Here is a 22,080-nt window from a genome sequence, read left to right as displayed (position 1 = left end):
AGGAACCTGCGAGGCATGCCGACCTTCGACCTGTACGCCGAGGAACCGGAAGAGTCCGTATGGCAGGTGCCGGCTGGCGGCGCGGCCCGTTTCAACTGGGATTATGACGACGGCCGTGACCGGCTCCTGGCCCTCTATCAGAAGGGCAAGGACAAGCAGTGGGACGGCCAGAAGCGCATCGACTGGGAGCTGGAGGTGGATCCTTACGATCCGCTGGGGACTCCGGATGAGGCGATGTCCCTCTACGGGACCAGGCACTGGGCGAAGCTGACGGAGAAGGACAAGGGCGAGCTGCGCCTGCACTACGCCTCCTGGCAGTTCAGCCAGTTTCTGCACGGTGAGCAGGGCGCGATGATCTGTGCCGCCCGGATCGTCGAGTCCGTCCCTGATCTGGACGCGAAGTTCTACTCGGCGACCCAGACGATGGACGAGGCCCGGCACGCCGAGATCTACGGCCGGTTCCTGCACGAGAAGGTCGGGCTGCTGTACCCGATCAACGACAACCTCCAGTCCCTGCTGGGCGACACGCTGCGCGACTCGCGCTGGGACATGCCGTACCTGGGCATGCAGGTGCTGATCGAAGGCCTGGCGCTGGCCGCCTTCGGCATGATCAGGGACACGACGGACAAGCCGCTGCCCCAGCAGATCCTCGCGTACGTCATGCAGGACGAGGCCCGGCATGTGGCCTTCGGGCGGATGGCGCTCAGGGACTACTACCGGCAGCTCACCGACGCCGAGCTGAGGGAACGCGAGGAGTTCGTCATCGAGGGCTGCTATCTCATGCGCGACCGGCTGCGCGGCGTGGAGGTGCTGGAGAACTTCGGCATCCCGAAGGCCGAGGCCGAGGCCTGCAGCGAGCAGTCCGAGTTCCTCGCCCTGTTCCGCAAGCTCCTCTTCAGCCGCATCGTCCCCTGCGTCAAGGACATCGGCCTGTGGGGCAAACGCCTCCAGCAGGCCTACGTCGACATGGGCGTCCTGGACATGGGCGACTCCGACCTCGACCTGCTGATGTCCCAGGACGAGGAGATCGCCGAGAAGCTGGACGCCGAGCGGTTCGCGGTGGAGGAGCGGGAGCGGGTCGCTGAGGTGGAGGGGGCGATCGCGGCCGGTCAGCGACTCGACGGCTGATCACGCGGCATCGGCATCGGCCTCACCGCCCTCGACCGCCGCCGCTAGACCGAGCAGCCCAGCCCCTCCGGTACCTCGCCCAGCGGGGGCGTCGCCCCCTGGGGCGGGTACGACGTGCGCAGGGTGAAGGCGTACGGGGTCGGGCCGTGGGTGCGGAGGTGGAGGAGGCGGGATTCGGCCTCGGCGACGGTCGGGCGGTGGCCCGCCGGGACCCACCACATCGCCACCATCGCCTCCTGGACCCGCTCGAACCACTCGCGGCGGCGGGCGAGCATCTCCCGGTGCCTGCCCTGGTACATGAACGCCGTGAGCGCGTCCGTGTCCCGCCACACCGACATGTTGATGATCAGCCAGGAGTCACCGAAGACGAGCACGTCCGTCGCGTCGCCGGTTTCGCCCTGCAACCGCCACACGAAACCCTCGGCGGCGTCGGCGTCCGCGTTCACGGGGTCCAGGGCGTCGACGAAGTCCTTCAACTGCGGGGAGTCCAGAGGGGCTTTGAGGCGGGCGATGTTGACCTGGGCGAGTTCGAAGGCGGCGGCAGAAGTCATGACCGAACGGTAGGTCGGGCGTCTGCTCACGCGGTAGGGCCGTCTCAGGAACCGGGCAGCCGGTCCCTGGACTTCAGCACCGCCTCCATCACCGCCCGCGCGATCGGCGCCGCGTCGCCGCCCCCGCTGATCTCCCCGCGGTCCGCGTCCGCGTCCTCCACGACGACCGCGACCGCCACCCGCGGCTGCAGATCGCGACCGCCCTGCGCCCAGGAGACGAACCAGGCGTACGGTGTGCCGGAGTTGCCGACGCCGTGCTGGGCGGTGCCGGTCTTGCCGCCCACGGTGGCACCGCGGATCGCGGCGTTTCGTCCGGTGCCGCCCCTGACCACACCCCGCATCAGCCCGCGCAGCCGAGCCGCGGTCGCGGGGGACATCGCCTGGCGGATCGCGCGCGAGCCGGCGGTCGCGAGTGTGCTGCCGCCCGGCCGGGTCGTGCGCTCCACCAGATAGGGCTCCCGCACCTGTCCGCCGTTCGCCACGGCCGCCGCCACCATCGCCATCTGCAGCGGGGTGGCGCGGGTGTTGTACTGGCCGATCGACGACAGCGCGAGCTGTGCCTTGTCGAGGGAGGTGTCGAAGGTGGACCGTGCCACGGAGAAGGGGATACGGAGCGCCGTGTCGTTGAAGCCGAAGGCCCGGGCCGCCGCCGTCATCCCCGGCACGCCCACCTCCACGCCCAGCTGCGCGAACACCGTGTTGCAGGAGAAGACGAACGCCTCACGCACGGAGGCGTCCGCGCAGCCCTTCGCGTAGTTCGACAGCCGCGTCCTCGTACTGGGCAGCCGGTAGGGGTCGGGGGAGTCGGTCGGCTTGTCGAGGTCCGTGACCAGGCCGGCGTCCAGCGCGGCGGCCAAGGTGACGATCTTGAAGGTCGAACCCGGCGGATACGTCTGGCGTACCGCCCGGTTGAGCATCGGCCGGTCCCGGTCGGCGTTCAGCCGCTTCCAGGCCCGGGCCGCCGCAGCCCCGTTCCCGGACAGCGGCTGGGGGTCGTAGGACGGGGCGGACACCAGGGCCAGGATCCGGCCGGTCGACGGCTCCAGGGCCGCCACCGCGCCCTTGCGCCCGGCGAGCCCCTGGTATGCCGCCCGTTGTGCCGCCGGGGCGAGCGTCGTCACGACGTCCCCGCCGGCGTTGCGCGCACGCGTGAAGTCGTTCCACAGCGGGAACGGCGCGAGCATCGGGTGCGAGCCGGACAGGACGCCGTCCTCGGTGTGCTCCAGGAGCGTCGTGCCGTACAGCTGCGAGGCGAAGCCGGTGACCGGCGCGTACATCGGGCCGTCGGCGTAGGTCCGCTCGTAGCGCAGGTGTTCACGGGTGTCCTGCGAGCCGGTGACGGGCCGCCCGCCCACCAGGATGTTCCCGCGCGGCTGCTCGTAACGGGAGATCTCCGGACGGCGGTTGGCGGGGTGGCCGTCGTACAGCGGGGCCTGGACGACCTGGACGCGGGCGGCGTTCAGCAGCAGGGCCACCAGCAGCACGGCGCAGAAGAGGCCGGCGTGCCGGATGTGCCGGGTCATGGGGTCTCCTGCCCGTCGTGCTGACGCCGGGCCGAGTCGCTCACCCGGACCAGCAGCGCCACGATCGCCCAGTTGGTGACCACCGACGAACCGCCCTGCGCCAGGAACGGCATCGCCATGCCGGTCAGCGGGATCAGGCCGGTCACCCCGCCCGCGATCACGAACACCTGGAGCGCCACGAGCGAGGCGAGGCCGACCGCGAGCAGCCGGCCGAAGGGCTCCCGCAGCGCGAGACCCGCCCGGAACCCGCGCTCCACCAGCAGGCCGTAGAGGACGAAGATGGCCGACAGGCCCGCCAGTCCCAGTTCCTCGCCCGCCGTGGCCAGAATGAAGTCCGATTTCACGGCGAAGCCGATGAGGACCGAGTGGCCGAGGCCCAGGCCCGTGCCGAGGAAGCCGCCCTCCGCGAAGGCGAACAGGGACTGGGCGAGCTGGTTCGGGCCCTCGCCCGCCTCGACCGAGGTGAACGGATGCAGCCACGTCTCGATCCTGCTGTGCACATGCGGCTCGAGCCGGCCGACGGCGGCCGCGCCCAGCGCGGCCAGCAACAGTCCTACGGCGATCCAGCCGGTGCGGCCCGTGGCGACGTAGAGGAGGACGACGAACAGGCCGAAGAAGAGCAGCGACGTACCGAGGTCCCGCTCCAGGATCAGCACGCCGACGCTGACCAGCCAGACGGCGACGATCGGGCCGAGCACCCGGCCGGTGGGGAACTGGAACCTCCAGACGCGGCGGCCGGTGTACGCGAGGGCGTTGCGGTTCGCGGCCAGGTACGCGGCGAAGAACACCGCCAGCAGCACCTTCGCGAACTCGCCGGGCTGGATCGAGAACCCGGCGATCCTGATCCAGATGCGGGCCCCGTTCACCGCCGGGAACAGGATCGGCAGGGTGAGCAGGACGAGCACGGCGACGACGCAGACGTAGGTGTAGCGCTGGAGCACCCGGTGGTCGCGCAGCAGCAGGACGACCAGGATGAACAGCGTCACGCCCAGCGTCGACCACACCAGTTGGGCCGGTGCCGCCCGGTCGCCCGGGGTCTCCAGGTCGAGCCGGTAGATGAGCACCAGGCCGAGCCCGTTGAGCAGCACGCCGATGGGGAGGAGGAGGGGGTCGGCGTGGGGGGCCCGCAGCCGTACCGCCAGATGCGCCAGCAGCGCGAGGACGCCGAGTCCGGCGCCGTAGCCGGCGGCACCGGGCGGGAGGGTGCCGTGCTGGGCGAGGCCCACGTCGCAGTAGCCGTACACGGACAGCAGTACGGCCACGACGATGAGGGCGAGCTCGATGCCACGGCGCCGGGGGAGGGGGCGGACGGCGGACGCGGGAGGGTCCGCCGTCGCCACGGTGATTCCGGCCTTGCTCATGTCCGGAACCTACCCAAACGGTGCGTCTTGTGTGTGTTTGGGTGACCGAGTGTCAGCACCAGCGTGGCGCGGGGCCGATGTTGTCGATGAAGCGGGCCGCGCCCCAGGCCCAGGTGCCGTCCGCCAGCAGGTACCAGAGCGGGTTGCCCTGCACGGTCTGGCCGGGGGCCTTGCAGAAGATCTTGACGATGTCGCCCCGGTGGGCGAACCGGATGATCCGCGAGCCGCGGTTCGGGGCGCTGCGCAGCGCCAGCGTGTTCGCCGTGACGACGCCCCGGTAGAAGCGCCGGTCGTCGTCGGGGCGGTGGTGTCCGGCGCCGCCCATCGTGCCGGAGCCCATCGTGCCGGCGCCCATCGTGGTGTCACCCGTCGTGTCCCACTCGTCGTCCGCGACGGCGGGCGTGACGGCGACAGCGGCGGCGAGGAGTGCGGCGGCGGTGGCTATGGAGAGGCGGGAGCGCAGAGACATGGGGAGTACCTCCATGTGGGGGCGGAAGGACCGAAGCTGACTAATCGCCACATTAGGAGCGCCCTCAGGGCCCCGCCCGCCACAGTGGGCCATAGGAGGAAGGCAGCAGGGGCTCGCCCGGAAGGGGCGCGGGGAACTGCGCGACCAGCCACACGTGACGCGCGGACGCCGACGATCCGCAGCCCCGAGCTCTAGTGCGCCTCTGCCGCCAGTGCCAGCGTCGCCACCGCCCCGCCGTCCGGCGCGTTCGCGAAGCCCAGTCGCGCGCCCAGCACCTCGGCCTGCCCCAGCGCGATGGTCAGCCCCAGCCCGTGCCCCCTGGTCCCGCCCTCCGTGCGGAACCGCTGCGGACCGTGCGCCACCAGGTAGTCCGGAAAACCGTCCCCGTGATCGCGAACCGTCACCACCGGACCGTCCACGGTCAGTACGACCGGCCCACGGCCGTGCTTGTGCGCGTTCGCCACGAGATTCCCGAGCACCCGCTCCAGCCGCCGCCGGTCCGTCTCCACGGACACATCCCGTACGACCCTGACCTCCGTGCCGTTCCCGTTCCCCGTGGCCCGCACCGCCCGCTCGGCCAGCGGCCCCAACTGCTCCGTGTCCAGCTCCAGCAGCTCCCGCCCGGTGTCCAGCCGGGAGATCTCCAGCAGGTCCTCGGTGAGTGTGCGCAGTGCAGCGACCCGGTCCCGCACCAGTTCCGTCGGGCGGCCCGGCGGCAGCAGTTCGGCCGCGGCGTGCAGTCCGGTCAGCGGCGTGCGCAGCTCATGGGCCACGTCCGCCGTGAACCGCTGCTCGGCCAGCAGCTTGCCCTGCAGCGACGACGCCATGGAGTCCAGCGCGGCGGCGACCGCGGCCACCTCGTCCTGAGGGCGCGCCGGAACCTTGGCGGGCAGGTCCGCTCGGGCGGCGGTACGAGGGTCGTTCACGCGCGCGTCCAGATCGCCCGCGCTGATCCGCCGGGCCACCCGCGCCGTGGTGTGCAGCCGCCGCGTCACCCGCGTGACCGCGAACGCGCCGACCAGCAGCGTCGCCCCGATCGCCAGACCCGAGGACCACAGGATCGCCCGGTCGAGGCCGGCGATGGTCCGCGCCTGCTGCGAGTAGTCCACCGCCACGGCCAGGGCCCGTCCGCCGTCGGCCGGTCCCGCCGCCCACATGGTGGGGCGCCCCTCGCGGTCTGCCACCATCGTGCCCCGGTCACCGGCCACCGCGAGGTCCCGCAGCTCGCGGGGCAGCTCCGAGGGATCCAGCGCGGCGCCCCGCCGCAGCGGGTCCCCGGCCTCGTACCGCTCCGTCGCCTGCTCCAGCCGCTGCAACGCCTGGTCGCGCGCCTGGCCGACGGTCTGGTCGGTCACCTGCACATGCACCAGGACGCCGAGCAGGGCGGCCAGCGCGCAGCACATCACCGTGATGAAGGCGGCGGCCTTCACGGCGAGCGTCCCCGACCACTGGGGGAGCGTGGGTCTCATCCGTTGCTCGCCGAGGGGGAGGCGGACGGGTGGCGGGAATGCTTCCGCGGGCCGGTGCGCAGCATCTCGTCGTGGGTGAGGAGCATGGCCCGCTGGTCGCGGTCCCAGGTCCACTGGAGGCGGTACTCGTACCCGGCCACCTCGGACGGCGAGCGGATGACCAGGGAACGCCCGGCCAGCTCCACACCGCTCAGCGCGTCCTCCCACGACATCACCTGCACCAGCCGGTGCTTCTCCACGGTGTAGACGCGCACCGCGGTCGTCTTGCCGGGCAGCAGCCGGAAACCCAGCGTCAGATCGTCGCGCCCGTCGCCGGTCAGGTCCCGGTAGTAGGGCTTGAGGACCGGGCACCGTCCCTGCCCGGGGCCCTTGCCGCAGCCGGTCATACGGCCGGCCGTGTCCCGGTACGGCGCCTTGCCGCCGTCGTAGTCGCCGGGACTCGCGGCGATCTCGGCCCGGACGACCGCGACCGGGTCCACGCCGTGGATGTCGTCACCGGCGGGGACCTTGACGCCCTTGACCACCTCGGTGTTCACCTCGCCGATCTCGAAGGCCGGGCTGGACGCGGGGGTCTGCTCCGGCCAGAGCCGGGCCGGACCGACCGCTGTCGGCGTCGACCCGGCGCCCTCGAGCCCTCCGGCGTCCCCGCAGCCCGCGGCGGTCGCCAGCAGGAGGGCGACGACGACGGCGCGGCGGGCGGCGACGGCGGCGCGGCGGGCGGCGTGACCGGGGCGGCGCGCGGCGACGGCGGCGCGGCGGGCGGCGTGACCGGGGCGGCGGGGGGCGTGAGGCAGGCAGGGGGCTAGGCCGGGTCGGCTTCCGGGAAGGCCTCCGGGGCGGCTGAGGGGCACTGCACTCCTGCGGTTCGAGGGTGATCACGCGGCTCGGGCACGACCCCGCCGGCCCGGTACACCTTATTCGCGGGGAAGTCCTATTTGCGCGCGAGGGAGCCCGTTTGCCGCCGCACCGGCCGGGTGCTGTGCTGGTTCTGTGCCGTCCTACTCGGTGAGTTCCTCCAGCAGCCGGGCCGTGGCCAGCCCGGCCCGCAGGTACTCGACGAACAGTTCGTTGTGCAGCGCCCAGGGCGAGCGGCGGTCCCGGATCAGCCTGATCGCCGTCTCGGCGGAGTCGCCCCGGCGCATCAGCGCGTGCGCGACGACAAGTCCTGAGCGGTTGTACCCGTGGTAACAGCGAACGAGGACCCTGCGGCCCTCGTCCAGTGCCTCGCACGCCGCCTCGGCCAGCCGGATCACCCCGGCGAGCTGCGTCCCGTCGAGCGGCCCGTCGGGAATGGGCCAGACGTGGTGCCGGACGCCCGGATCGGGGCCGTGTCCGGGCAGCCGCAGCAGCGTCTGCACGAGGTCGAACTCGTCCCGTACGACGACGAACTCCGGATGGCCCAGGGTGCCCGTGTACTCGTGGCCGCCCATCCACAGTCCGGGGACCACCTCGCTCCACGGGCTCTCCGGAGCCGGCACATCGGGTTTCCTGCGGGTACGCAACAAAGCCTCCCCACCACCACCGCCCGGGGGCCTGCCCAACTCCTCTCAAAGGTAGCCGGGTTCTTGCCCCCGCAGCACCCCGCCTGTTCCCATGGTCGGGGGTGATGGTGCATGGACGGACTGCGCGTCATACCGGCCCGGCGGCACGGCCAGGAACGGCTCTACGTCTGCCTCCCGGACGGCAGGAACATCGCCTGGTACGACCGTGAGGCGGCCCGGGTCAACCTGCTCGGCGCGGACCGCGAGGACGACGTGCTCCGGGCCCTCGGGCCCTTCATCACCGGCCCGGTGACGGTGGGGCCGCCCCCGGTGCCGACCCCCGCCGAACTCGCCCGCCTGGCCCTTCACCCCGACGACGACCTGGCCCCGAACCGCCCCGGCGAGGCCCTCATGGTCGCCCTCGACCGAGACCCCGGCCCGGCCCACCGGCTCCGCCCCGACCCACGCCGCCGGGCCCTGACGGCCGAGCAGACGGTAGGGGACGCCCTGGACGCCCTGGACGGCGCGGGCTGGCACACCCTGCACTCCGTCCCGCTCCCCGGCGGCAGCCGTATCCACCACCTGCTGATCGGCCCCGGCGGCCTGTACGCCGTGCACACCCTCTACGCGCGCAAGCACCGCGTGACGGTCGCCGACCCCATGGTCACCCTGGGCCGCCGCGAACCCCACCCCCTGCTCCGCCGCGTCCGCACCGACGCCGACCGCGCCTCCTACGCCCTGACGGCGGAGGTGCACCCCGTACTCGCCCTGCTGGGCCCCACGACCGTGTCGCTCCCGACGCCGCCCCGCGAGCTCCGCATCCTGACGGACACGGATGTCCAGGCCCTGGCCGACCACGGCGCCGTCCTGAAACCGGCGGACGTGGAGGCCCTGCACGCGATGGCCCGGGACCGGAGGACCTGGACGAGGGTGTGAGGGTGCCGCGGGCGGGGGTGGCGCGGTTGCCCTCACCGAGCGCCACCGCGCACCGAGACGGGCACTCGGCCCATGTCGCCCGGAGACCTGCCCGGCCGGCCGGGCAAGCGGCCTGGCCACACGGCCCGAGCTGCCCGGCCGGCTGGTCAAGCGGCCCGGCCGCACGGCCGATTCGCCCGCCCCGAGCGCATGTCCCATGGCCCGACCCCGCGACCGTACGACGGCGGCAGCGAGCGCCCGATCCCGCGACCGTACGACTACGGCAGCGCCCCGGCCCGCCCCGGATCCAGCAGCGGCGCCAGCAGATCGCCGAATTCCCGCAGCCGTGAGGCAAGATCCCCCGCCTCGAAGTCCAGCCGGCCGGGCGCGCCGCACTGCTCGATCTCCTCCCAGGTCACGGGGGCCGAGACGGTCGGCTCGGGGCGGGCCCGGAGGGTGTAGGGGGTCGCCGTGGTCTTGCGGGCGGCGTTCTGGCTCCAGTCGACGAAGACCTTTCCCGGCCGCAGGCTCCGTGTCATCCGGTGCAGCGCGAGCCGCGGCATGGCCTTCTCCGCCTCGACGGCCAGCTCCTTGGCGTAATCGGACACCCGCTCGGAGGAGGCCCCGCGCACGGCGGCGAGCAGATGCAGCCCCTTCGAGCCGGAGGTCTTGGCGTAGGCCTCGATGCCGTCGTCCGCGAGCCGTTCCCGCAGCCACAGCGCGACCTCGCAGCACTGCACGATGCTCGCCGGCGCCCCCGGATCGAGGTCGAAGACGATCCGGTCGGCCTCGTCCGGCGTATCGACGAGCCACTGGTGGGTGTGGAACTCGGTGACGAGGTTGGCCGCCCACATCAGGCTCGGCAGGTCCTGCACCAGGACCATCCGCGAGGGCCCCTCGACCCGCGGCACCTCGGCGGTGGTGACCCACTCGGGCGTACCCGGCGGCACGTTCTTCGTGAAGAAGACCTGCCCCTCAGGCCCGTCCGGATACCGCAGGAAGGACACCGCACGATCGCGCAGATGGGGCAGCAGGACCTCGGCGACGGTCGCGTAGTAGTGCAGCACCTCGCCCTTGGTGAAGCCGGTGGCGGGATACAGCACCTTCTCCAGATTGCTGAGCGCGAGCCGTCGCCCCTCCACCACTGTGATAGGCGCCATACGATAAGAATCCCACGCGAACCAGGACGAACACTCCCGAGAGTGACCGGAAGGGTGCTGCACGTGAGATCCATCTGGAACGGCGCCATCTCGTTCGGGCTGGTCAGCATCCCGATCAAGCTGGTGAACGCCACCGAGAGCCACTCGATCTCCTTCCGCCAGATCCACACCGAGGACGGCGGTCGCGTCCGCTACCGCAAGTTCTGCGAGCTGGAGGACCGCGAGGTCACCCAGGCGGAGATCGGCAAGGGCTACGAGGACGCGGACGGCACGATCATCCCGATCACCGAGGAGGACCTCTCCAGCCTGCCCATCCCCACGGCCAAGACGATCGAGATCGTGGCCTTCGTCCCGGGCGACCGGATCGATCCGCTCCAGATGGACGCCGCGTACTACCTCCAGGCGAGCGGCGCCCCCGCGGCCAAGCCGTACACCCTTCTCCGTGAGGCCCTGAAGCGCAGCAACAAGGTGGCGATCGCGAAGTTCGCCCTGCGCGGCCGGGAACGCCTGGGCATGCTCCGGGTGGTCGGCGAGGCCATCGCGATGCACGGTCTGCTGTGGCCGGACGAGGTCCGCGCCCCCGAGGGCGTGGCCCCCGACACGAACGTCACGGTCCGCGACCAGGAACTGGACCTGGCTGACGCACTGATGGACACCCTGGGCGAGGTCGACCTGGAGGATCTGCGCGACGAGTACCGCGAGGCCGTGGAGGAGGTCATCGCCGCGAAGGCCGCCGGTGAGACCCCGCGCCAGGCCCCGGAACCGGCGACGGGCGGCAAGGTCCTGGACCTGATGGCGGCCCTGGAGAGCAGCGTCCGCGCGGCCCGGGAGTCCCGGGGCGAGGAGGCCGACGACCACGCCGAGGTCAAGTCGCTCCCGCAACGCAAGACGGCCCGCGCCGCCCCCCAGCAGACCGGCGGCAAGAAGTCGACGTCGACGGCGAAGAAGACGGCGGCCAAGAAGACGGCAGCGGCCAAGAAGTCCACGGCGAAGTCGGGGCAGTCGGGCCAGGCCGCGAAGAAGACGGCGGCGAAGAGCACCGCGAAGAAGACGACGGCGAAGAAGTCGGCCTCACGCAAGCGCACGGCCTGACCACCTCAGGGCGCGTACGCGATGTCAGGCCGCGGTGGCCTGCTCATACCGGCCCCGAGGAAGTAGTCGACGTGGTGGGACTGCATGTACCCCTTGAACGTCATGGCGTTCCGGTAGGCCGGGTTGTGGGCCAGGGTGTACAGCCGGTGGCTCGTCGGCTGGTTGGTGGTGAAGATGATCAGCTCGTCGTAGGACGCGTTGGTGTACACGGCCTCCTCGCGCCAGTCGCCGAGAATGTCGCCGACGAGCGTGGGGCCGCCCTGGGCGGCCTTGACCGCGCCGTGGTTCCAGGTGCTGACGAGCCGGGGCAGGCTGCCGCTCGGCGCCGGGCGGGCCGGATCCCACTTCTCGATCTTGCCGTCGTTGAGCAGTTCCATGGTGAGGTCCCCGTCCCACCACAGCCCCAGCTGCGGCCAGGGGCGCAGCGAGGTGTCCGGCTCGGTGAGCCGGTTCGTGGACGCGTTGTACAGGCCGGAGAAGGACCAGACCTCCATGCCGGCGAAACGCGGGTCGACGTCGCCCGCCATACCGCGCCCCACGTCGCCGGGCCCGCCGCCGTGCCGCCAGATCACGTTGCCGTTCGCGGCGTCGTAGTAGTACTCCAGCAGCCCGCTCGGGTTGTCCTGCTGCACGCCGTAGCCCTCCAGGCCCGGACGTCCCGGGTCCAGGTCGGCGAGGTGGAAGCGGTCGCCGTGGATGATGCCCTGGGGCGCCATGGAGTAGCGCAGCGAGCCGTTGCCGTTGAGGACGAACCCGATCTCGGCGACCTCGTCCGTCCCGTCGCCGTCGACGTCGATCGCGCGCGTGTTGTGCCCGTCGGGCGCGTCCTGGCCGCCGCGCTGCCATGTCCACTGGCGGTCCAGTGAGTCGCCGTCGAACTTCCAGGCGCCCATCATCAGGTTGAAGGCCCCGTCGTCACGCCGGTTCTTCATGTAGGCGACCAGGCTGGGCGTCCTGCCGTTGAGATACGCCACCCCGAGCCGCGCGGCCATCGGGCCGTCGGCCAGATAGGTCGTCGGAACGGCGGACCAGTTGCGGAGCGCCCCGGTCCGGCCGTCGAGCACGGCCATGAACTGGCGCGCGTCGTTCTCGTGCGTCCAGGTCGTCCCGTCGCCGAACCTGACCCCGTCGGCGACCCGCAGGGCGACCTCCGCGCGGCCGTCGCTGTCGAAGTCGTAGACCGTGACGCCGTCCCAGTGGCCCACGTCGATCGCGGACGACCCCGGCTCGATGTTGTCCTGGTTCCGGCTGTTCGGCCCCAGATCGACCTCCCACAGGAACGCGCCGTCACCGCTGTACGCCTCCAGCTTCTGCGGGGAGGTCTGCCGGTCGACGACGTAGTCGTACTCCCCGTCGCCGTCGAGGTCGCCGACCCACACGAACTTCACCGCGCCACCGGACCGTAACGGCACCCGCACCACGGGCTCCACGGCATGGCCGGCCGTCAGCGCGAAGGCACCGCTGGGCGCCTGCTCCTGCCCGCCGACGACCGGGGCCACGCGGTAGCTGTTGGCGCGCGTCAGATCGGCCGTGGTGTCGGTGTAGTTCGTTCCGCCGGTCAGCGCACCGGAGTTGAGCTTGACGTACGCGCCACCGGCCGTGGACCGGTACACGTTGAACCCGATGCCCTCCGGGTCGAGCCCCAGCAGCCGCCAGGAGACGAGGACCTGGCCACTGCCGGCCCGCACCGCCACGACCCCGCGGCCGAGGTCCTCCATCACACGTGCGGCCTTCACCGACGGGGCGGGACTCGCACCGGCGACGGCGACGGTGAACGTGGCGCAGACGGCCAGGACTGTCGCGACTGCCGAGGGGATTCTCATGCGCATGACAACTCTGCCTCCTTCGAGGTCCGGTGGTTAAGCGCTTTCACAGCCGTGATGGAAGCACCGAGCTGAGGACCCGTCAATACTGGCGTACGGAAGCTACGGCCCCCAGTAAACGCTTACAGCCTGGCCCTACCACGGCACACGGGGCGCCACGCTCGCGACGCCCCGGAAAAGGACCTGAACCAGGCGGAACCAAGCGGACCGATCAGAGCCGAACGGAGCCAAGCGGACCGATCAGAGCCGAACGGAGGCGCACCGAGCGGAACCAAGCGGACCGAGCGGAGCCAAGCGGAACCGAACGGGAACCGGACCCTTTCAGGCCACGCGCCCCTGCTCTCAGGCCACGCGCCGCTGCCCCTCCTGCTGCTCCTCGGACTCGCCCTCCTCCTCGTCCGGCAGATGTACGTCGTCGACGGCGATGTTGACCTCCACGACCTCCAGGCCGGTCATCCGCTCCACCGCGTTGACGACGTTGGTCCGGACATCCGCGGCGGTGTCGGCGATGGCGGCGCCGTACTCGACGACGAGATCGAGATCGACGGCGGCCTGGCGCTCGCCGACCTCCACCTTCACGCCCTGGGTGACCCCACTGCCCCCACCGGGCACGCGCTGGCGCACGGCCCCGAAGGCCCTGGTCATCCCTCCACCGAGGTTGTGCACCTCCGGAATCTCCCGGGCGGCCATACCCGCGATCTTCGCCACGACCGTGTCCGCGATCGCGGTGCTCCCACGGGCATCAGGGGCAGTCCCGCTCCCCCTGCCGCCCTGCGGCGCCGTGGCCCCGTCCTGCTTTCCCGTCCTGGTACCGGGAGCGGTGTTCCTGCGCTGAGTGGTCTCCGTCATGACCGTCACCTCGATGACTGGGTGCGGGGGTATGAGCAGCGTCGTTCCTATCTACGGTAGAACAACGGTGCGTATGGGGCGAAAGTGATGGAAACCCGCCAAGGCCCCCGGGTCCTCCGGGTCTCCCGATGCCCCTCATCGCAGCAGACGGTCGACGTGGCGCTGGAGGACAGCCAGTGCGGCCTCGGGGGAGTGGTGCCCCGCGAGGACGTGGACGGTGAGTCCGTCGGCCAGGGCGAGAAGAGCGTGCGCCTCCTCGACGGCGTCGAGGTGTTCCGGGATCTCCTGCGTGTCCTGGCCGTAACGGATGAGCCACACGATGAGGTCATGGAGCTTGCCGTAGGTGTCGCGCAGGACGGCGGGCAGCCGCTCGCCGGCCGGGGCCCGGCTGACGAAGGCCAGCCAGACATGCGCCTCGGTCTTCGACGCCTCGTCCAGCAGGGCGAGTTCGGCCAGGGTGTGTGACAGCAACGTGGACGCCGCCTGCGGGGTGGAGGCCGCGGCGATGCGCTGCTCGGCGCGCTCACCGACGCGCTGCGAGACGTGCTCGAGCGCGAAGAGCATCATGTCTTCCTTGGTGCGGAAACACCGCTGGACGGCCCCCATGGACACGCCAGCCTCGGTGGCGACGTCCCGGAGGCTCACGGTCTCCATCCCGGAACGCGCGATCAGGGCACAGACCGCCTCGGCGATCCGCGACCGCCGCTCCTCGTAGTCGACCTGTCGGGGCAAGCTCGGCTCCTCCCATTTTCCGATGCAGTTGCATCGTAACCGCTGACGCTGCACGATGTGATGCGACCGCATCGAAAAAACCGCGTCCACTTGGAAGGGCCCAGCAATGCCGAAGCAGCAGCAGTCCAAGAAGTCGAACACCAGCTCAGGTCAGGGCTTACTCTGGCTCTTCGGCGCCATCCTGACCGTCCAGGGCTTCGGCTCGGCCATCACGGAGGCCGGCTGGAACACGAGCTTCGGCGTCGCCGGCCTGTTGCGGGCGGCCCACGCACCCGAGTGGGGGACTCTCCTGGTCGGCTGCGCGGGCACGGCCCTGCTGGCGACAGCGGCCCGCCGCCGGTTCGCGAAGCGCCAGGCGCACTGAACCCGACAACGACGAAGAGCGGAACCCAGTCCCACTGGGTCCCGCTCTTTGTGCAAGGCACCTACGCTGATCAACTGCCTGATTACGCTGATCGAAAGCGAAGTGCCCCCGGCAGGATTCGAACCTGCGCACACGGCTCCGGAGGCCCCTTGAGTCTCGGGCAACGCAGCAGGTCACGGCCCTGCACATGGCAGATCAGGTGGGGGAAGTCCACAGATGGGCCACGACCACTGAGCACCGTTAAGGAATTCGTCCCGCGCCGCTTCGACTGCGGTCGGCGACTGGTGCGCGCCGCGGGCCTCGAGTTCGGCAACCGCAGGGGCCTGCCAGAAGTGCTCGCCTCCGTGCCCTCGACCGCGGCCCAGCCCTTGGGGATCCACTTCACGCAGGGTGCCCGTGCTCATCACTGGTCCTCCGTTGCACTATGGACATCGAAGCTCGCGCTACAGCTGAAGCAGAGGCCGATTTCCTCAGTCGTATCCGCTACTGTGACGACACCCAACACCAGGCAGTCATTCTTGCAGACAGGACATTCTTCCAGCTGACCATTGTCCTCACCAGCGACGCGCCAGATGTATTCAACGGCCGCCGTCTCGGGGTCGATGAATTCACGTAGACAGAATCGACAGACAACCGGTTCTGGGTCCACTGCGTCATCGTGCACGACCAACGCCATTTGTCGGCAATCTGGGCAATGAACCGTGAGGTCCTTCACAGGGCCTAGCTCACCAGCCAGGTCCTTCATGCGCTTGTCGACTAGCTTCTCGATGCGGCCCAGCTTCAACCGCAGCTCAGCCATCGTGTGGTCAACTGCCTGCAATTCTCGCTGGGCGCTCAGCATCTGGGGAGATTCGAGCCAGTCGTTGACCATCTGCGGTGTCACGGGCGCCTTGAAACCACCCTCATGGAATGTCTGATCGAATTTACGATCCAGCGTGGGCCGCAGCTCACGGTTGATGAATTCCAGCAGGAAGTCAAGAACCTGCGCGGTTCTGGCCTCAACGACGTACGCGGACCCCGTGAGTCCGTAATGCATTAAGGCATTGCGGTCTTTCGCGAGCTTAGTGATGGCTTGACGAGCCTTCTCCGGTATCTCGACCCGTGCGATCTTGGAAAGCCTGTCGATCGCATCATCGGTGCCGCAGCTCTCGAAATCGCCATCCTTGAACTTCTCAAAGTCCGCATCGGCGATCCTCTTGAATACCAGGCTCCAGTGTTCTCCGATGAGACGGGCTTTGAGTAGGACCTCGGTTGCCGCCTGAAGGTGGAGCACGGCGTACTTCAGCTCTCGATCACTCGGAGGCGTAGTTCCCTCGGTGAGGCCGGCAACCGCGCGGTCCAGGTAGTCCATGCCGTTGCGGACCGGGGTGAAATCCAGGTCAGGACGAGGGTTGAGCCGAGCAGATGGAGCGGACCGGTCCTCAGTCACCTCAAGCGCCTGGTCGTCGCTCCTCAACGGCCCTCGACCCGTCCGATGGACCGCTGCAACTGCGCGTGGCCGTCCAGCAGCACTTTCAACTGGTGGACCGACGCGTTCGTGTTGTCGTCGACATCCTGAGTGGCCAGTTCGTGGACCAGGCGGAGGACGAAGCCGAGGTTCGGCTGGTCCCTGCTGTAGAGGAGCACTCGGCAGTTGCTGTCCGTTGGAAGCCGGGCGGGAAGGTGGCCGACGTTGTTCGCGGCCAACTGACGTTCAATCCGCTCGATGATCCGCGATCCGGCCCGCTGCGCTCCATCGAAGCGCACCAGCATCTCGACGCTCCACAGGTCGTAGCCGCCGATGGCGGCGAGGTAGCCTGGCAGCTTGGCCCACGCCTCTTCGATCGTGGACGCTCCCGGGATCGTCGGTACCGGCAAGTCGATGTTCGTCACGCGGCCAGCCTTCCTATCGGTCCGGCAGGAGCCGGAACTGATGCCGCGCCAACATTACCGAGAACAATCGGAGTTGTTGTCGGGTACTTATTACAGATCACGACTTCACCGAGCTGGCCCGGTGGCTCCGCACCCCCATGAACAGCCACGCCTGACCACCGCTTTAGGAGTTCGATCCGAGCTCGCTCCGGCTGCGGCCGTCGACTCGTGCGACTGCCGGACAGAGGTGCTGGTGTACGCCCTCGTTCGATGTCGCTGATGTCAGCCGTAGATGTCAGGAGCCTTTTGATCTGTAGCTTTGTAGAGATCGGTCGGGGAGGGTCATACCGGTCACTCGGCAGCGTCTGAAGGGGGTTGAAGGCCGGCGACGGTTGCTGGGGTTGCCGTATCCGGTTGCTGTACGACTGCCGCAGCATCACGGGCGCGGGCGAGGCTGTGGCGGGCGGTGAGGGTGTCGCGGTGGCCTGCGTAGGTTTCGGTGGTTCGCCCCCTCCGCGGTGGTGTGCCTCCGTACCAGGTTGTGTGCTTCTGTCGATGTCAGCAACGGGCCCTGGACTGTCCTAGCCCTCAGCAGCCTGAAGGGCAGTCTCCTGGGAGCCAGCTTCGCTGACCACATTGACGATGTCAGCGGTCAGTCTGCGGGCCCCTTGCCACAACTGCCACAGGAGCGTACGACCTGGGTCCTCCGGATCGGATGCCCTACCACCATGCAGACCTGCAAAATGCGCCTCTCCTCTTAGCCTCCTATCATAGGAGTAGGTGCACACATGGCTGGACTACTTGGCTCTGAGAAGGATGGTCAGCGCCATGGCAGACAAGCCCATTGAGACGCCAGAACCCGGCGCCACCCCCTTCCGCCTTCTTGAGGAAGCTTCTACCTGGACGCTGGCTGGCCGAATAATAGGGCTTGCACTTCAACTATGCGGCGGATCCGAATGCCTGCGTGAAGCTCCTGATGATATGGCACTCATGGAGCTACCAGACAATGAGGTCAAAGATCTCAAGGAGCTGGTCGATTGCTTTACTGAGAGTTCCCACTATCTCGATTTTAGTGATCTGAGTGTCGATCAAGATGAACCCCTGCTCATTCCGGAGCACAGCGCCAAACTAGAAAATCTATACTCCTCATACATCAAAGGTGACCCCTCGGCCGCGCTATCCCTGATGCGGGCGTGTTTGAAGCATCCACACCCTGTCGTTCGCACCGCCGCCGCAGCCAGCCTCCACCCTCTAAGGAGTACCGATGAGCTCATATTCTATTTCCCAAAAAGTGAGGCGCAACTCGTCGAGTCAATCCTGAAGCAGGCTTCCTGGAATCCAGATCCTGCCATTCGCGAAATGGCCCTCACTGTCACTGGAGCGGCGGGGCCGCAGCCGATTGCCGGATCTTCTGGCCGCACCCGAAGGGACCGACAGCGCGGTCGGGCGTCGATTATCGTTCACGGAACCCGTGCATACAAAGGGGACTGGTGGCGCCCTCGGGGCGTGTTCTATGAATATCTCGCAAATGGACCGAAGTCGAATCTAATCAATGACGAGTGTCCGTGGAGCTGGAGCGGCGAGCTCGACGCCAAAGTTCGACGGATGGCAGCCAGGTCGCTGGCGGGGTTCCAAAGAGACCGTAACATTAGGAAGTTCGACACAATCATAGGACACAGTTACGGTGGGGGCATAGCTTTGATGGCTACACAGTTCGGAGCCAAAGCTCGGAATATCATACTCTTGAGCACGCCTGCGCTCGACTATGAACCAAATTGGGATAATGTCGACGAAGTTAAGTCACTCAGAATTCATTGGGAAAATGTATTGATGCTTGACTGTCTGAATCGAATTATCAGGATAAAGAAACCACCTATACGGCAGCGATTTTCTGATGCAAGAATCCACGAGATTCCCACGCTTCCGCTCTGGTTCAGGGAACATTCCAGCACCCACGATCCAAGTGTCTGGGTTGCTAATTCCATACCCGAACTTATATGGCCTGACTAGCGAATCCGGCCGCTCGTCGCGTTGGCCGCTGCTGCAAACAGTCGTTGCCGCCGTAACAGTTCCCATAAAAGGGGCGGATCAGTCAGCTTCGGTGATTCCCTCGGCAGTACCGATGACCTCTTCGTCCCCCACTGGATGAGGCTGGAGCCTTGGGCCGGTACGCCATTCACGTGTACTGCCAGTCCGGAGACGTTCGTGCTCGTCCGCTGGTGTTCGTCGGCGTTGTCACGCACTTAGGCATAACCCACCCAGTGTGGCAGATCATCGCCGGGAGCCCAGGCCGGAGCGGGGTGGGGGTGGTCACCTGTGGGTGCCGTCTGTCGGCGTTGGTCGGCCTCGGACGGCCCAGGGACGGCCCAGGGAACCCAGGTGTCGCGACCACCGCCACGTGGTTGCGACCTCTTCGTCCCGAAGTCTGAGCCCACGGCTGGTCCGCCTATCAATCGTCACTCATACGGGTCCTCAAATTCCCCGTTACCCTGTGCCTTCTGGGCTTCGCGCAGCATCCGAAGCCCGTCCCCAGTCCCCATGTACAGCGCAATACTCTCCTCTTTGGTCATTTCCTTTCGAAGTTCTTCGCTTCCCCCGAAGCTAGTTAACGACGCATCGGGCACAGTAATAAAAAGGCTAACGCCCACAGGCCCTCCATTGCGAATGATTCTCAGACACAGAGATCTAGCTTGGCTGCTCACCTTAAACAGAAGGTGCGCTTCCTCAATGGCGACGAGAAGCCCGGGCTTTTCAGTGCTGGGATTTATATACCCCCCATTCTTGATCCTTGCCTTGATAACCCGATCGACTGCCGACAAGATTTCTAGTGTGGTTTCTAGGTCGCCACGCGAGTACTTAAAAGCCGCACCGTTCTCCGTGAACGGATGAAAGTGCTTCTGTTCGGGCGACCAGTCGATGAGAAATAGGCAGTACCTAGAGCTCGACAGTGCGCCGAGCAAAATTATCGACAGGTTGTTACTTTTGCCGATCCCCCTTTCCCCGGCGATGATTCCGTGACGCACACCAACGTTGTGTTGATGCAGCTCAATCTCTACCCGTCGCCCGTCTCGAAAATTGCCTATGGCAATCTTTCCCGTTTCCGGGTCATACAGGGAATTGGCTGGATCGTACGGCAAGACAGTGGAGTGGAATTCGTCTTGAAATTCCACTTGCCGCCAGTAACTTGCAGACCTGATGTCGCCCATGTCTTTATAGATCGCTGCCAGGTTAGCGGCTGCGCTTCCATTGCCGTCCGCCGCTAACGGTTCCCAGGCTGCTATTGCATACTCATCCCGCCCGGCCATATAGGCGTGCATTCCTATGAGCCAACGGTCGTCATCGTCGGGGCAAAGATTTAGGGCTTCTCTCCATATGAAGTCAGGGACATCCGACCTGTCTCTTGTAGTGCGAGATACCGCGTCTGAAAGGTAGTCGAACGCACGCCACATGCCCTCATACTCTTCGCCTGGTATCAGCAGCCCAGAGATGCCATATCGGACTTCCGTGGCCCAGGTCTCGGCCTCATCCCAAGATTCAGGCCTCAGTGTTGAGCTGCCTAGATATTCTCTATGCAGCTCTTTGAGGACGTCGATATCTACAGCACCACTGAAACCAGCCCGAGCCAGGTCTACACTCGCCTGAACGAGGGCAGCCCCTCGAGGGTGTCCCCCTACGCGTTGTGCTCTCTGCCACTCCTCCAGCAGGGTGGGGCCGGCGGCCAAGTACTCGGCAACACCGTATGTGTCACTATGCTTCACTGCATCGGATAGCCTCTCATCGCCAGTTTTTGAAGCTCGAGCCACCTCGCGGTCACTCCATATTCGCTCAATAAAGATTGGCTCCACCGTTCGCAGTAGGCGATTTCCAATCTGCCGAGAAGAACTTTCCCTATCAGACGCTCTGAGGCCTCGGGAGTTTGCGTACATTTCAAATAGGTCGTCCCGCATTGTGGCTACGATTGCGACATTCATTCCTTCCAAATCATGCAGTAGGGCCGGATTCAATCCGTGATCTCCAAGAAAACCCTCAAGGTCGTCCAACCAAATAACGAAGGGTGCCGCAGGGGAGTCCCTCAAGAACCTTGGAAGTTCGGCTAGTTTCGTTCCGCGAACAGGTGCGTAAATTGTGTGGTCTGACATGCAGCGCTGAATTCCATGAACTGCCGTCCTGCTTTTTCCTGAGGTAGAGTCTCCCGTCAGCAGTGCCATGCCGCCGTGAATGGCAACATACTTCATTCGTTCTGCTACTTCTCGATCCGCATCACGGAGCACGTATGGCGGTAGTGGTGGGCGGTGATTGACTGTGCGAGATCTATGCACTCCTAGTTTAAGTGCGTCAACTTCGTGAACCTTGGGCCATTCGGTCGGCTTAAAACTAGGCGGCCCCTCTAGTTGTATGTGAATCTCAGGGTTAGTGATGATCGGGGCAGTAACATCTCCGCCCACTGCTACTGCCGCGTCCCCGGTTGCGGTGACCTTCTTTTGACGCACTTTCTGCCCCCATCCCTGCTATGCGTCTTCGGTATCGGTAGTTAAATCACCTTTCGCTTCTCCGCCGATGGCGATACTGCCGGGACCTTGAGCATTTATCCCCTCTTGGGTACTTGCTGGCGGGCTTGATTGCGATACCCCGCGTATTCGCGTACTAATCGACCCGTGAGCGGAACCGCCTACGGCTACGCTACCTGCACCCATGGCGGTTATGCTTGCCTGCTGGAATTCACTACTCGTTAGCCATATTTGAGTTCCGACACCGATTACAAGCAAGGCCCCTAGCGCTACCCACCAAGCAATGCTTGGCCGGTCCGTAGCGATGTTTGTTACAAGGCCTATTGCGGCGGCGATCACCACTGCTACCCCACCCGCAAGACTGCGCTTCATTGCTACTGACACAGGCCCTCCCACGGTCTGAAGCGGCCCTAGCACGAGCCGGCTTCCCCCAACGACATAGTCTGCCGGATCATTGAGGTCGGCGGAGCGGCTTTGGGCTGGAGCTGCTTTGGGGCGAGTGATCATGGCCCCGTAAGCTTCCGGCGAGTCGGGCAGTCTGTGGATCTGCCCGTTAAAGCACGACGTTGGGGCCATGATCTTAGAGGCTCGCCCCAAAGTGGCTGCCTAAAGCCGTGGAGCCGACCGCCCCAGCCACAGAGGGTGTCTCCCACTTCGTACCCGCAGCTCGCCAGCGCGCCGCCGGGCGCGGCCAGCCGGGGCGCAGACAGGAGGCAGGCCGCGGGCGGGGGGGGCCGGCCGCGGGGTGGGCGGGCCGGGAGACCGGGGGCCTAGGGGTGTCGGAGGGGGGGGGGCGGGGCTGGT

At 67.4% G+C, this 22,080-nt stretch carries 19 protein-coding genes; 5 read left to right on the top strand and 14 right to left on the bottom strand.

Translation table 11 applies throughout. The annotated features are described in order from the left end of the window. The first annotated feature begins 15 nt into the window (after positions 1-15). A complete protein-coding gene (locus ACIBK5_RS29910; RefSeq protein WP_399024269.1) occupies positions 16-1,128 on the top strand; it encodes a ferritin-like domain-containing protein in 1,113 nt (370 codons plus the stop codon). Between the two features lie 44 nt (positions 1,129-1,172). Here the strand turns inward: ACIBK5_RS29910 and ACIBK5_RS29905 are convergent, their stop codons facing one another. The 7 genes from ACIBK5_RS29905 to ACIBK5_RS29875 all read right to left on the bottom strand — a co-directional run bounded on the left by ACIBK5_RS29905 (position 1,173) and on the right by ACIBK5_RS29875 (position 8,003). Continuing rightward, the gene (locus tag ACIBK5_RS29905; protein ID WP_399024267.1) at positions 1,173-1,679 is read right to left on the bottom strand and encodes a DUF3291 domain-containing protein; all 507 of its coding nucleotides are present in this window, start codon (positions 1,677-1,679) and stop codon (positions 1,173-1,175) included. A gap of 44 nt (positions 1,680-1,723) precedes the next feature. Further along, the gene (locus ACIBK5_RS29900; RefSeq protein ID WP_399024265.1) at positions 1,724-3,202 is read right to left on the bottom strand and encodes a penicillin-binding transpeptidase domain-containing protein; all 1,479 of its coding nucleotides are present in this window, start codon (positions 3,200-3,202) and stop codon (positions 1,724-1,726) included. Continuing rightward, positions 3,199-4,563 (bottom strand): FtsW/RodA/SpoVE family cell cycle protein, encoded by a 1,365-nt coding sequence (locus ACIBK5_RS29895; RefSeq protein WP_399024263.1) that lies wholly within the window; start codon positions 4,561-4,563, stop codon positions 3,199-3,201. Before ACIBK5_RS29895 ends, ACIBK5_RS29900 begins: the two co-directional genes overlap by 4 nt. Positions 4,564-4,615: 52 nt before the next feature. After that, positions 4,616-5,032: an SH3 domain-containing protein gene (locus ACIBK5_RS29890; protein WP_399024261.1), complete on the bottom strand. Its 417-nt coding sequence runs from the start codon at positions 5,030-5,032 to the stop codon at positions 4,616-4,618. Positions 5,033-5,223: 191 nt separating this feature from the next. Continuing rightward, positions 5,224-6,501, bottom strand: coding sequence for an ATP-binding protein (locus ACIBK5_RS29885; RefSeq protein ID WP_399024259.1), 1,278 nt, complete (start codon positions 6,499-6,501; stop codon positions 5,224-5,226). Further along, the gene (locus ACIBK5_RS29880) at positions 6,498-7,172 is read right to left on the bottom strand and encodes a hypothetical protein (RefSeq protein WP_399024466.1); all 675 of its coding nucleotides are present in this window, start codon (positions 7,170-7,172) and stop codon (positions 6,498-6,500) included. Before ACIBK5_RS29880 ends, ACIBK5_RS29885 begins: the two co-directional genes overlap by 4 nt. 327 nt (positions 7,173-7,499) lie before the next feature. Then, on the bottom strand, positions 7,500-8,003 hold the full coding sequence (locus ACIBK5_RS29875) for a dual specificity protein phosphatase family protein (protein ID WP_399024257.1): 504 nt from the start codon (positions 8,001-8,003) through the stop codon (positions 7,500-7,502). A 111-nt stretch (positions 8,004-8,114) separates the two neighbouring features. On the opposite strand from ACIBK5_RS29875, the gene ACIBK5_RS29870 reads away from it, so the two are divergent. Continuing rightward, positions 8,115-8,918 carry a nuclease-related domain-containing protein gene (locus ACIBK5_RS29870; protein WP_399024255.1) on the top strand — a complete coding sequence of 268 codons (804 nt, stop codon included), beginning with the start codon at positions 8,115-8,117 and terminating at the stop codon, positions 8,916-8,918. A 257-nt stretch (positions 8,919-9,175) separates the two neighbouring features. On the opposite strand, the gene ligD is transcribed toward ACIBK5_RS29870, so the two are convergent. Further along, positions 9,176-10,057, bottom strand: coding sequence for a non-homologous end-joining DNA ligase (ligD, locus tag ACIBK5_RS29865; protein ID WP_399024253.1), 882 nt, complete (start codon positions 10,055-10,057; stop codon positions 9,176-9,178). Between the two features lie 54 nt (positions 10,058-10,111). Between ligD and ACIBK5_RS29860 the strand changes: the two genes are divergently transcribed. Beyond that, positions 10,112-11,149 (top strand): Ku protein, encoded by a 1,038-nt coding sequence (locus ACIBK5_RS29860; RefSeq protein ID WP_399024464.1) that lies wholly within the window; start codon positions 10,112-10,114, stop codon positions 11,147-11,149. A gap of 5 nt (positions 11,150-11,154) precedes the next feature. On the opposite strand, the gene ACIBK5_RS29855 is transcribed toward ACIBK5_RS29860, so the two are convergent. The 3 genes from ACIBK5_RS29855 to ACIBK5_RS29845 form a co-directional block, all read right to left on the bottom strand. Beyond that, the gene (locus ACIBK5_RS29855; protein ID WP_399024251.1) at positions 11,155-12,978 is read right to left on the bottom strand and encodes a hypothetical protein; all 1,824 of its coding nucleotides are present in this window, start codon (positions 12,976-12,978) and stop codon (positions 11,155-11,157) included. 336 nt (positions 12,979-13,314) lie between these two features. Beyond that, positions 13,315-13,821 carry an Asp23/Gls24 family envelope stress response protein gene (locus ACIBK5_RS29850; RefSeq protein WP_399024249.1) on the bottom strand — a complete coding sequence of 169 codons (507 nt, stop codon included), beginning with the start codon at positions 13,819-13,821 and terminating at the stop codon, positions 13,315-13,317. 135 nt (positions 13,822-13,956) lie between these two features. Beyond that, positions 13,957-14,553, bottom strand: coding sequence for a TetR/AcrR family transcriptional regulator (locus ACIBK5_RS29845; RefSeq protein WP_399024247.1), 597 nt, complete (start codon positions 14,551-14,553; stop codon positions 13,957-13,959). Between the two features lie 106 nt (positions 14,554-14,659). On the opposite strand from ACIBK5_RS29845, the gene ACIBK5_RS29840 reads away from it, so the two are divergent. Then, on the top strand, positions 14,660-14,917 hold the full coding sequence (locus tag ACIBK5_RS29840) for a hypothetical protein (RefSeq protein WP_399024245.1): 258 nt from the start codon (positions 14,660-14,662) through the stop codon (positions 14,915-14,917). Positions 14,918-15,320: 403 nt separating this feature from the next. Here ACIBK5_RS29840 and ACIBK5_RS29835 read toward each other — a convergent pair whose 3' ends face one another. Together ACIBK5_RS29835 and ACIBK5_RS29830 are read right to left on the bottom strand one after the other, a co-directional pair. After that, positions 15,321-16,346 (bottom strand): hypothetical protein, encoded by a 1,026-nt coding sequence (locus ACIBK5_RS29835; RefSeq protein ID WP_399024243.1) that lies wholly within the window; start codon positions 16,344-16,346, stop codon positions 15,321-15,323. Between the two features lie 23 nt (positions 16,347-16,369). Continuing rightward, entirely contained in the window at positions 16,370-16,789 is a 420-nt protein-coding gene (locus ACIBK5_RS29830) for a hypothetical protein (protein WP_399024241.1), read from the bottom strand. 807 nt (positions 16,790-17,596) lie between these two features. On the opposite strand from ACIBK5_RS29830, the gene ACIBK5_RS29825 reads away from it, so the two are divergent. Then, complete coding sequence (locus tag ACIBK5_RS29825; RefSeq protein ID WP_399024239.1) at positions 17,597-18,778, top strand: hypothetical protein; 1,182 nt, start codon at positions 17,597-17,599, stop codon at positions 18,776-18,778. A gap of 446 nt (positions 18,779-19,224) precedes the next feature. Here ACIBK5_RS29825 and ACIBK5_RS29820 read toward each other — a convergent pair whose 3' ends face one another. Then, complete coding sequence (locus ACIBK5_RS29820) at positions 19,225-21,003, bottom strand: hypothetical protein (protein WP_399024237.1); 1,779 nt, start codon at positions 21,001-21,003, stop codon at positions 19,225-19,227. Positions 21,004-22,080 lie beyond the last annotated feature (1,077 nt).

This window comes from Streptomyces sp. NPDC050546 (assembly GCF_044457425.1).
Classification (GTDB): domain Bacteria; phylum Actinomycetota; class Actinomycetes; order Streptomycetales; family Streptomycetaceae; genus Streptomyces.
Note: the sequence above shows the minus strand (reverse complement) of the source record. Positions and strands in the feature narration are given on the sequence as shown.